Genomic DNA, 13298 nt, shown 5'->3' on the forward strand with positions numbered 1-13298 from the left:
ATGAAAAAAGAGGGAGGATTTTATAATACACGAGAAGTAAAACTGGCTATAGAAGAAAATCTGTTTGAATATTTGGTTCGGAAACACCAATTTCATAAGTCTGATAAATCCAACTTCGATTTAGGAGAGAAGGACTATGTAGTTTACAAAAATGACCTATTCATTTACTGCACCATTGATAAAATCGAAGGTTATGAAATTTATTTTACCAACGTAAAGAATCCTAATGCCGTCTCAAAAAGACTAAATAGCTTTTATCGCCTAACTCATAAGAAAATTAAGGATTATAATGATTTTATACGTAAAGAATATTCCGAACATGATTTTAAGCAAAACACTGATTATGTGAATACTAAATACATCATTCAGAAAATGCTCAGTTTCATCGAAAAGAATTTTCCTGAAGTTTTCGAAAAAGGAGATGTTAGCATATTTGAGAATACTTGATTAAATATATTATCCCACTGGTTGGAGCATCTTGCTCATGTCGTCAAGAGCAAAAGAACACAGGAATAGTACTAATATAAATAAAATGAGCAGTAGATACCACAATCAACATGTAGTATGAAAAACAACTACCTACATATCATTCTCGTCTTATGGTATAGCCTGCTTTGTAATACCCAACTGCATGCTTTTGTTTCAACACCAAATACTCTCGTCACAAAAGATACTCTATCTGCCAAAGAAAAAGACACGACAAAAACCAAAAAAGTCCTTTCGTTACCTGAGCACAGTCAAAGTCAACTATCACATTTTCAACAACTTTCAAAGTATAATAACCCGATATCCAAGATTAAACCAAAAGAGGTGCCGCCTCACTCGGAGGGGGATAGGGGGAGGACTTTCCCTTCACTAGACCAAAAGCTGTCCGAAAATCAAAATTTTAATGTCTCCTTTGTTAATCGAAAACCTGAGTTTACCCATCAATTCATTGTCGATAATTTTAGTAGAAACCCTAAAGCCGATACTTTGGTCGCACAGGCCAAACGCGCTTTTGCCGCCGTCAATGAGCTGGCCAATTTTGTAGATATCATAACGGGCAAAGAGCTTTTGGAACTTCCGGTGGGCTTAAGTAAAAAAGATTCTACTTCAGGTAATTCGGTACAGCTCGCCATTACACAGGTGCAATTTACTCCACAGTATGCCGAATTTAAGGCTTGGGCGAAAATGACTATACCCCAAAAAGGGGAAAACGGCCAACCAGATCGCGATATTTTTTTCGGTGCTGAAGGCATCAAACTATCACACGACGGCGCCTTACTGAGTGAGATGCGTTTAGTGCTTTTGGGCAATCAGGCGATTCCCATTAATGGCGACAATTGGTTGTTGACGCTCAAGGGCGGCATTAATTTACAATTCGGTGCTTTCGGCGGCCAGTCATTTGTTGAATTTGATTGTTCGGGGCTAAAGTCCATCAATTTAGAGGGTGATCTAAGGGTTTCGCGCAACGTATTGCTCCCTATAGACGATCGTGGCGAATATACCTGCGGTGATATTCATGACAATCAGTTTAATTCCGATAACGTCATCGATAACAAATGTTATGTAGGTACTTCCTTTGAAATCAAAGCGAACGGTTGGAACGATTTATTGATGGAGGTTTCCCTTCCTCGTTTCGAAGTCGTCGGTCTTAAAGGGTGGGGATTCAATTTAGAAAATGTCGTTTTGGACCTTAGTGACTCCCGTAGTTCACCAAACCTAACATTGCCGCAAGAGTATGAGAGAATTTATCCAGGTGGCGATAAAAATCTATGGCGTGGTTTCTTTGCCAAAGAATTGAGAGTTATGCTTCCAAAAGGAATAGAGGATACAAAGAAATCAAGCGGTCGCGTTGAATTCAGTGCTGAAAATCTAGTGCTTGACGGCCAGGGAGTCTCAGGCACCTTCTTTGGCGAAAGTGTCTTAAAGACTGGAGATGGAACCGCGGGCAAATGGGCCTTTACCATCGAGGATATCAGCATTTCCCTTTCCAAAAATTCCTTGACCGGGGGCTCCTTGGGTGGAGACATTGCGGTACCCATCTTTGAAGAACCTATGGACTATGCAGGCTATATTCACCAAAACGGCTATGGCCTCGAGGTCGGTCTGCAAAGTTCTTATAATACACCTGTGTTTTTAGGAGAAATGCAATTGGAGCGGAATTCAAGTGTGGCTATCAATGTAAAGAATGGAAACGTTTATCCCTATGCCAATCTCACGGGCAAACTTGCAATTGCGGGCAGGATAAATCAGAAAGAAGGGGAATCTACCGACCCGGAAGATAAAAACGGATTTACTTTCAAAGGCATTAGCTTTCAAGAGTTGGAACTACAGACTGAACCCGGGCAAAAACCGATACAGGCACGGTCTTTTGGATTTAACGGGGAAATGAGTTTGATGAATTTCCCCGCTTCGGTGGATAATTTGCAACTGGTGACCCCCAACAATCAAGTCGGACTTTCTTTTGACCTGAAAATAAATCTGGACGATAGTGGTTCCCATGCTACTACCAATCTCGACATCCTCGGAAAACTGGAAGACGGCGCCAAAATTCAAGAATGGAAATTCGAGCGCGTAAATGTTGGTGGTATTGATATCGATTATACAAAGGCAAATTTTGAAATAAAGGGTGGACTTGAAGTGATGGAAGATGATCCTGTCTACGGTAACGGATTCAAGGGAAATCTCACCGCAACATTTAAAAAATTGAAATTTAGTGCAGAAGGAAATGCCATTTTCGGAAGAACTGATTTTCGATATTGGTCGGTTGATATCGCTACCAATTCCATACCAAATGAAGGCGCTACAAAGCTGCCAATAAAAGCTTTTGTCGGGGGTATTTCAAACCGAATGCGAAAGGTTAGCGGCAACAGTTCCGGTTTTGACCCCGGCAGTGCGGTATATGAACCCGATGCCAATACCGGCCTTGGTGTTCGAGCGGGGGTAAAGATAACCACTGAAAATGCCGATGCCTTTGCCTGTAAGGCTTATTTGGAAATGGAATATAATGTAAATGGAGGGCTAAATCGAATAGGTTTCATGGGTGAAGGTGCCATTATGGGAAAAGATGAGAAAAGCTCGGAAGATATCAAGGGAGCCGGGCTAGTAGCGGATAAAGTTGACAAAACTATAAGGAACAACAGTGCAGCTGCGGCAAATCAACGGTACGGAAACTTTTTGGCTGCAGCGAAAGAGTCCATTCCCGTTCATGATGTTGCAGCTTCTGGAAAAGTCGGGGTCTATGTGGGTATTGAAAGGGACTTTGTGAACGCTACTTTCGATGGCGAATTTGAGCTTTATCTTGACTTGGAAGCCATAAGGGGAGGCGGAGCCAACAATTTGGCAGGTTATGCAAAAATACATACAGGTCCGAATGATTGGTATATGTATATCGGCACTCCTCAACAAAGAATAGACCTTTTGTTCAACGTTGGCGTGCAAATCAGGGTCGGCGGTTATTTTATGACAGGTACCCAGCTGCCTGCACAACTTGATCCTCATCCCATAGTCGTGAAAATTTTGGGTGATGATATGCTCAATGGAGAACGAAAAGATAACCAGTTGGTTTCGGGTAAAGGATTTGCCTTCGGAATGAATTTTGGCTACGGGTATAATTTCGATTGGGGCCTTTTTTATGCTTTCGTTGAAATCGGTGCCGGTTTTGACGTTATGCATGCCTATTATCCCAATGCAAAATGCATAGGACGCCCTGGTCCCGTAGGAAATAATGGGTGGTATTCGATGGGGCAGGTATATGCCTACTTATACGGCGAATTTGGTATTAAGGTCGACCTCGCCTTCATAAAAGGTAATTTCACGATTGCCGAGGCCGGGGTGGCGGCGATGTTGAGGGGACAGTTTCCCAATCCGGTCTATATTCAAGGTTATGTGGGAATGTATTATAAAATTCTTGGCGGACTTGTTTCAGGTCGAATGCGGATGAAAGTCGAAATCGGGGAAGAATGTCATTTGGAGAATATCAACAATGCTGTCGGCGTTCCTATGATATCGGATATTACCCCGAGGGGCAAAAGTGATGATGTTTCCGTTTTTGCTGCACCGCAGGCGGTATTTAACTATGCTGCAAATTCTGATTTTACCGTTGATTTAGAGGAGGGCATCCGAACTTTCAAGTTGCAGCTGAAAAATTTTACGGTGACTTCCGAAGGGAAGACATTGGCAGGTAAATTGGAATGGAATGACACCAACGATGCCGTCACCTTCAAACCTGCCGAAACCTTACCTTCCGAAAAAGAGGTAAACGTAATGGTCGAAGTAAGTTTTGATGAAAAAATAGGAGGTTCGTACCAAACCATGGTGGAAAACGGAAAACCCGTTGTCGAAAGAATGGAATCAACTTTTGTTACTGACAAAGCCCCGGACCATATCCCCCTAGAAAATATTGCCTATTTGTATCCTGTGATAAATCAACAAAGTTTTTATCCCGAAGAATATGATAAAGGTTATGTAAAATTAATAACTCCGCAAAACTATCTTTTTGAAAGTGGGTTTGAAATGCGCGCTGAATTTGTATCTATAAATAGTGGTCAGGGTGTTCGTACCGATTTATCTTACGACCCATCAAAGGCTACCGTGTTTTATGATGTGCCCGAGATGGCTTTGAATGCACCCTATACATTAAACTTGATGGCATTTCCCCCAGGAGCTGATATTCAAACTGAAATTGTTGTTCAGGAAACAGAAATGTTTGCAGGCGAAGAAGCCGGTAACACGAATTGGTTCGACCCTAATTCGGGTACACAGGAAACTAAAAATACCTCGGCAAGCGCGGTAATTTCCAATAAAAAAGCCGCCGACGTAATTATTTCAAATGGAGCACCCAAATCGATACTTGACTATAACTTTAAGACCAGTCATTATGCTTCGTTTAAAGATAAGGTGCGTGATTTGAGCGTAACCAACACCTTGGCCAATTTTATTTATGCTGATGTACACTCTTTGTCCCTCAAAGTGGCCGATTACGAATATTTGGACGAACTGGAAGTTACAGGAGGGAAGAATACGGCATCGAAACCTCTGGTATATGCTCAGGCCATTTTAGACGATCAATATTATAAAAAGAAAATAGGACCGTTACTATACGATAAAGATATATATCCCCTCGATGGAAATATTCATGTCGATAGAGAGGAAGCCATTCTGGGAGTTCCGCCGATACGCTCCTTTTATGTAGGCAACGAATATCTAGCCAATTTGAAAAACAACCCGAATTCAGCTTGGGTAAAAAATAGAATTCCATTTGTGTATAATTTGCCGTATCAATATAAAATGGACATGGTGTATCTAAGGAATACGATTTTGAATAGATATGGCAATGATGAAGGTGATGAACAAAAGTTTAACGCTTTTAAATATTTATTGACCAGTTTTCCTCCCTTGCCTCTTGGAATCTACAAGTCACAATTAATTTACAGAACTCCGGGAAGCATTTACGAAAAGGGGTACGAAATCAAATATAAAAACAATTGACCCTACAAACCAATTCATAATTTGAAACAAATAATTGTCATATTATTTCTAATCTGTAACCTTGCTTGGGGCCAAGATACTTCTTCGGTTCAGGTCATCGCACGTTCGTTACCTGACAAGGTACTTCTAAGATGGGCTGTTGACGAACCTTTGGCTTGGAAAATGGCCAATGAATATGGTTTCTTGGTAGAACGAGCAACGATTTCTCGAAATGGCGAGGCGGTTGTACCTATCGAACGGCAAATGTTGACATCCTACCCCCTAAAACCAAAACCTTTGGTAGAATGGGAAATTTTGGCGAACCAAGACCAGAACGCGGCCGTACTTGCGCAGGCACTTTATGGCGATTCTTTCGAGACTGTCACCTCTGGTTCCGGCACTTTGGGACAAATCACGGCGGTAAACGATGAGTTGGAACAGCGATTCACTTTCGGATTATTATCGGCGGAACAGAATTACCAAGGCGCACTATTGGCGGGTTGGGCTTTGGAAGACACCTCGGTCAAACAAGGCGAGAAATATTTATATAAAGTATCTGTCGCATTACCTGCCGACATTTCCGTGAGTATAAAGGAAGGTACTGTTTATGCCAGTCCGGATCTTTACGAAGAATTGCCAAAACCGGTTGGCTTGGCAGGTGTATTTCAGGATGAGAGCGTACTCTTAAGTTGGAATTTCAATTTGTTAAGCAGCAGCTATACAAGTTATGTAGTAGAGAGATCTGAAGATGGAATAAATTTTGTACAACAAAACGGAAAACCAATTTTTAACGCTTCCCACGACAAAGAAAAGAAAGAAGTTTCTTTGTTTTATTCCGATTCGATTCCCAATAATAAAACCTTCTATTATAGGATAAAAGGAAAGACTGCATTTGGGGAAGTTGGTCCAGCAAGTGAATCGATTTTCGGAAAAGCGACACAAGCCCTTGGATTTGTGCCCCGTATTTATCGAAAAGAAATTCCGACCGATAACAAAGCCATACTTTTTTGGGAATTTAAGGAAGAAGGCAATGCCCTTATTTCGAAGTTTCAATTAAAAAGAGGAAATACAAACGATGGGCCATTTGAAACTGTAGTTGATAATATCCCTGTTACGGCTAGAAAAATAGCCTTTGAAAGTCTAAAGCGCATCAATTATTTTGTCATTACGGCCGTAGGTAAAAATGGTATTGATAGCGAATCGTACTCTTCAATGGTTCAACCTGTCGATTCTATACCCCCCGCCCCGCCAGTCGAATTGAAGGGTGTAATGGATACCACAGGATTGGTCAAACTGACTTGGGCAAAAAATAGCGAAAAAGACTTAAAAGGGTATCGGATATTCAAAGCGAACAATGCGAATGACGAGTTTAGCGAGGTTACTAATAAAACTTTTGAGGCCGAATTATATGTGGATACTGTTCATTTTGCTAGTCTCAACAAAAAGATATTCTACAAAATACAAGCAGAAGACCAACGCTACAACCGATCTAAATTTTCGGAAGTTCTAACTGTAAATATACCGGATATGATGCCACCTTCACCACCTGTTTTGACAAAGTATGAAGTTATAGAAGAAGGTATTCGAATCCATTGGATACCCAGCAGTAGTGTCGATGTGCAGTCGCACGTGGTCTATCGAAAAAACGGGCAGACCGGTGATAACGTATGGCAAAAACGATTCGAATCAACTACCATGAGTGACTCTAGTTTTTTGGATACTGGAGAACTCGAACAAAATTTATATAGTTACACAATTATTGCCAAAGATTCATTAGGACTGGAAAGTAAACCATCCAACCCCATAACTATTGTTTGGAAAGGAAAAACTTTGGAAGAAGGTGATATCAAATTTATTGGAACCGTAAACCGCGAACTCCGCTTTGTAAACCTTTCGTGGAAAGTGAAAAATCAAAAGGTTTCTGAATTTCGTTTATATCGCGGTACCGATAAAGGCAGTCTAAAGTTGTATAAAACCTTTGATGGGGATGTCAATAGCTTTCATGATGTGGATTTGGAGATTAATTCGGAGTATACTTATGGGTTACAAGTTTTAAATTATAATGGATTACAGTCGATGCTAAAAAAAATCGCAATCAATTATTAGAGCTATGAGGAAGAAAGTCAAATTCTTGATATTTTTTGTTATGGGATTAGCTGTTTATGAAATATCCAGTCAACATAGATATATCATACAGCAAAATATTGACGTGTCTGGAAATGATTTAGGAATGCTCGCCATATATGATCTTCAAGCAGGCTCAAATAACCTATTTCATGATAGACAACCATCCATCAATGCTGTAAATAATTATTACTTTACTTCATCTAGTCCAATTTCATTTGCTACATTAAGTTTTGGGTCGTCTAGTGCTTTTGGCAGCTGTTCAAATACTGGAGGATCTGTAAATTCGAATATTACTGCCTCACCATGTAGTCCTCCAAATTTCTCAGTACCTCCGAATCAATGCATTAATGTCGGGGTGAACTATTTTAGATTTTTTGAGCTACCCGAATTTAATTCCCTAAATGATACTTCCAGGGCCATAGGATATTGTGAACAACAAACACTTAAGGTATTAAACGGAAGTTGTATTGTCTTCAATTATGCGATAGAGTATTCTCTTGATGGTAATTTCAATAATAAACAAGAATTACTTTCTTTTGATGAACGATTTGAATCTTTTACATTTAATCCCGCGGACATTTCTGGCCTTTTACCTAATCAGACAATCACATTTTGGATTAGATATATAGAAAATGTTTCGAACAATGGTGCTGATTATTCTGACCCGGTAGTCTATGATGTAATCAGCTGCTCGCCAAGTCTTGTTCCTGAACGATCAGCGATGAAAAATGCAACTTGCTTAGATGAAGCCGACGGTAACATAACCCTCACATTCGACCAAGATGTTGATCCTAATTTCAGAATGCGATATTTTGTGTATGATGCAAATGCAAATCTAAGTTTTGATCCGGAAAAGGAAAACCCTCCTCAATCATCAGAACAGGAAGTGTTGGGTGGTTTAATCGCTGTCAACGACGGTACAGGTTATTTTAGTGGAGCCTTACCAGTTGGACTTGGAGCGGGTGTTTATAAAATCGTTTATCAAGAGTTCTTTGACGCCGGAAATGGCGCTGATGTCATTGTAAAAAGTGGAGGGGTCACTCAACCATTCACAATTGAACAACCCTCCAAAATAGATCCCTCCGCAACCATTACCCAAGCGCAATGCAACGAAAATACCGCGCAAATAAATTTTTCGGCCATAGGGGGTAATGATATGGACTCTTCCGGGACTTATAGTTATCAATATCAGCTAAACGGGGACGGAAATTGGATAACTTCTGACTCCAATTCCCAAGATGTTCCACTTACTTTAACTGAACAGACCGTGAAAATAAAGGCAATTTATTCCGTTGGTGATTGTGAAAGCGAAGAAATAACTCTACTCGATAAAATAGAAGCGATAGTGCCCCCTTTGACATTCACCAACCCCAACCATGGCATGGTAACGTCAAGTTCTGTATCCGACGGGGTTATTAGCATAAATTATGATGGGGGTACACCTAATTATACTTTTCAATTGTCAAAGCAAAATGAGGTCATTTCGGTTTTCGAAACTGTCTCTAACCCGACAATTATTGATAATCCTTTTTCTAAGAGAGTCGAATTTAGAAATCTAAGTATTGGCACTTATAGAATCACCATTACCGATAAAGATGGTTCGGGTTGTTCGCTTACGACCGAAAGTTTGGGCGACATTGTGGTAGGTACTACACCACTTCCGGTTTTAGGCACTGAAGAAGTAATTCCTATTAGCTGTACAAATACAAATAGCGGAGTCTTGTCGGTAAATGTCTCCGGTGGCGTCACGCCCTATAATTACCAATGGACCATCAATGGTATTGCTTCTCCCGCCCAAACCACTGAAGTCCCGTCTATTTCCTTGAATAATTTATCGGAACCAGGGGAATATATACTAAAAGTGGCCTCAAACGGATTTATAGATTTTGACGATATTTCTGGTTATGTCATTACGACCCTAATCTTAGACCCGCCCGTTCAAGTTCTCTTGGAAAAGACAACGATAACCAACATTAGCTGCCACGGAGCACAAGATGGAAGTGTTTTAGTAGATGCTTCGGGAGCAACGACCTATGAGTACAAACTTGATGCTTTTGACGACTGGCAACAACTGAACGGAAATATAATTCCAATTACCGCTGGAGGTATGTATGACCTATATTTGCGCAATAGTGAGAATGGCTGTGAGGCTGTTCCTCTCATTGATGCCCTGCTCGTTGAAGAACCTGATCCAATTAATGTTCTGGAATCAACAAATAACACCGCGACTAACAACGGTTTTGAAGGAAGCATATCTCTCGTCATAAATGGCGGAACACCTTTTGCGTCTGCCTTAAATCCCTATACCATTAGCTGGACCAAAGAAATTGATGCAAATATTGCAATTTTTGAAGATACTGATCTTTCGACGCCGTATAGTATTGTAAATCTAGAATCTGCAATTTATCAGGCTACAATTAGAGATGCCAACGGTTGTGTTTTCCTCCAGTCTTTTGAAATCATAGAACCCGGAGAGCTTACGGCCACGCTGGCCCAAAGTGTTTTCCTGGAATGCAATGATGATGATTTTGCAGAGTTAATCGCAAACGTTCAAGGTGGGACCGCCCCATATGAATTTGAATGGTTTCAAATTATGAATGGTAATAATCGTGTGTTATCAGAAAATTCTGATATTATAGGAAATTTGTCAGATGGGATTTACTTTGTAAGAGTTAGTGATACGAATGGAATCAGTATCGATTCAGAATCGATTAACATTGTACAACCAGATGCTTTAGATATTGTTATTGTGAGAACGACCGATATATCATGCAGTAGTGAGGAATCGGGTGGCGCGAGTGTTTTAGTAAATGGTGGAACCCCGCCTTACTCTTACGTGTGGAGCAATGGTGCTACAACGCCAAATCTTGTTGATGTCAAGGCAGGCGAATATATTTTAGAGGTTATTGACAGCAATGGTTGCTCGGGTGAAATAACAGCGACCGTTAATGCCGCTCCTAATGCTATTCGGATTGAAGATTCAATAGTAACCAATGTTACCGGGTATTTGGCAAACGATGGAAGTATTTCTTTGCGTATTAGCGGAGGAGCAACACCATATACCATCACTTGGGCTAGGGCATCGGACGGAGCCATTATGGGAAATGAGAATGAAATTGTCGATTTATCCGCAGATTCGTATCAAGTGACGATTTCTGATGCCAATGGTTGTACTCTCCACGAAGCTTATGAAATCATTCAGCCAGATATTGTTGAAGAAACAGTCATGCAACCTACCTGCGGTGGATACGCTGACGGAAGTATTGTGGTGCTAATTAATCAAGGTAACGGCATGTTTACTTATAGTTGGAATACAGGAGCAACTACCAATAGCATTTTTGAGTTGGCCCCAGGAAGCTATACGGTGACCATTTCCGGTTTTGGCGATGGTCCCATTACGCGTACTTATGTACTCGAAGACCCTGAACCGATTTCGGTGGATTTAGGTCCAGACAGAACATTGTGTGCTGGTCAAGAACTGGTATTGAATGCTATGGTAGCCGATGAAACGGCAATTTATCAATGGACGACCGACAGTGGTGGTATCATTAGTACTGCCCCGACAATAAATGTATCCGAAACCGGAAATTATTACGTGACCGTACAAACAATCACAGAGTGTTTGGCTTATGACGATATATATGTAGCATCAATAGATGATGAAATCAATGCTGAATTTGCTGTCTCGAGCCAAGTTTTTGTGGGGGAGTCTCTTATCGCTGTCGATATTAGCTATCCTTTACCAGAAAGTATACAGTGGGTTGTTCCCGAAGGAGGGCGGATACTAAAGGAAGATAGTGATGAAGTGGAGGTGGTTTTTTCGAAAGTAGGAGAATATGAAATTGGTATAATGACCAGTACTGGCGCATGTAGTGCACAAAAGACAAAAAAGATAATTGTTGTTGATAAGGATGAATCGTTAGATAAAGAAATACCACAAAAAGAGAAGAAGCAAATTGTCGATTTTGTCATACATCCAAATCCAACGAGTGGCAGATTTACTGCCCAAGTTGGCCTTTCTGATAGGGGAGATATAGGTATTAAGATTTTTAATTTTGCGAATAATGCCATGGTCGCATCGGAAAAAGGGCAGGGAAAAGAAGCGTATGCGTTTTCTTTCGATATTTCTGGTGTTCCATCAGGGGTGTATGTTGTTTTACTCGAGACACCTTATGGCAATACGGTAAGAAAAATAGTTATTGTATAATACTTATTAAAAGAATCATACTACCCAAATCCCATTGACTTTCCTTCTTAAGGGTTCGTTTCTCAAAACTTTAATTTTCAACCAATTAATAGGCGTTGCCCTTTTTAAGCGTTGGATATTTTCACGATATTTGTATAAGGCAACATTTATCTTATGCTACAATTTAGAATCGATATTACGGCCCATCTTAGGGCGATGTGGTAAAACACAGCTTGATCGTCATTGTATCACCGACCAATGACTTTATAAGTTTTGTTAATTCTATTGGTTTCAAAAAACACGATTATGTCAATACACGATAAAACATCATTACAATTGCCCAAAGAAAATCTTGAGGCTAAAGATTTTTTACCCTTATTGGGTACAGACCATGTAGAACTTTATGTCGGCAATGCCAAACAAGCTGCCCATTACTATATGGCGGCATGGGGCTTTCAACCCTTGGCATATGCGGGTCTTGAAACAGGGCTAAAAGATAGGGTGTCCTATGTGGTGCAACAAGATAAAATCAGATTGGTGCTTACCTCTCCCCTAAAGTCGGGCGGAGAGATCAATAAACATATCGATGCCCATGGCGATGGCGTAAAAGCAATCGCACTTTGGGTCGATGATGCCACCATAAGTTATGATGAAACCGTTAGTAGAGGGGCGGAAAGCTATTTCGCGCCCAAAACACTAAAAGATGCCGAAGGTGAAGTTGTGCTGTCGGGCATACATACCTATGGTGAAACGGTTCATGTGTTTGTGGAACGACGAAATTATAACGGCGTCTTTATGCCCGGTTATCGGGCATGGCAACCGTTATACAGACCCGAAGATGTAGGCCTAAAATATATTGACCATATGGTGGGCAATGTAGGCTGGAACGAAATGGACAAATGGTGCCAGTTTTATGCCAAGGTCATGGGTTTTGCACAATTGGTGTCTTTTGACGACAAAGATATTTCGACGGAATATACCGCCTTGATGAGCAAAGTGATGAGCAACGGAAACGGAAGGATCAAATTTCCCATCAACGAACCGGCCGACGGTAAAAAAAAGTCACAGATCGAAGAGTACATTGAGTTCTACAATGGAGCCGGGGTTCAGCACATGGCTTTGGCCACCGATAATATTATAGAAACAGTTACGGCACTTAGAAATCGGGGAGTCGAATTTTTAACAGTGCCTGTTAGCTATTATGAAGATGTACTTGATAGGGTCGGCGAAATCGATGAAGATTTGGCCCCCTTAAAAGAGTTGGGCATACTAATCGATAGAGATGATGAAGGGTACCTGCTCCAGATTTTTACAAAGCCTATTTTAGATCGTCCTACGATGTTCATCGAGATTATTCAGCGAAAGGGAGCAAAATCTTTCGGAAAAGGAAATTTCAAAGCTCTTTTTGAGGCCATCGAACGGGAGCAAGCATCTAGGGGAACGCTCTAAAACGGGCTGATTTTCTTAACTTTTTTGGCAATTTGGGGGCCGAAGCATAAATAACTGTTAAGAGAATAGTTAAAGTACGTTAAAA

General features: G+C 40.8%; 5 protein-coding genes. All 5 read left to right on the forward strand.

The window, feature by feature from the left end:
• The 5 genes from BLS33_RS06440 (at position 1) to hppD (ending at position 13213) form a co-directional block, all read left to right on the forward strand.
• Positions 1-447, forward strand: coding sequence for a hypothetical protein (locus BLS33_RS06440; RefSeq protein WP_089886658.1), 447 nt, complete (start codon positions 1-3; stop codon positions 445-447).
• 117 nt (positions 448-564) lie between these two features.
• Positions 565-5472 (forward strand): hypothetical protein, encoded by a 4908-nt coding sequence (locus BLS33_RS06445; RefSeq protein ID WP_089886659.1) that lies wholly within the window; start codon positions 565-567, stop codon positions 5470-5472.
• A gap of 21 nt (positions 5473-5493) precedes the next feature.
• Complete coding sequence (locus BLS33_RS06450; RefSeq protein WP_089886660.1) at positions 5494-7557, forward strand: fibronectin type III domain-containing protein; 2064 nt, start codon at positions 5494-5496, stop codon at positions 7555-7557.
• 4 nt (positions 7558-7561) lie between these two features.
• The gene (locus tag BLS33_RS06455) at positions 7562-11785 is read left to right on the forward strand and encodes a T9SS type A sorting domain-containing protein (protein ID WP_089886661.1); all 4224 of its coding nucleotides are present in this window, start codon (positions 7562-7564) and stop codon (positions 11783-11785) included.
• A gap of 285 nt (positions 11786-12070) precedes the next feature.
• On the forward strand, positions 12071-13213 hold the full coding sequence (hppD, locus tag BLS33_RS06460) for a 4-hydroxyphenylpyruvate dioxygenase (protein ID WP_089886662.1): 1143 nt from the start codon (positions 12071-12073) through the stop codon (positions 13211-13213).
• Positions 13214-13298 lie beyond the last annotated feature (85 nt).

Origin of the sequence: Kriegella aquimaris (genome assembly GCF_900103215.1) — a bacterium.
In the GTDB taxonomy this organism is placed as follows: Bacteria; Bacteroidota; Bacteroidia; order Flavobacteriales; family Flavobacteriaceae; genus Kriegella; species Kriegella aquimaris.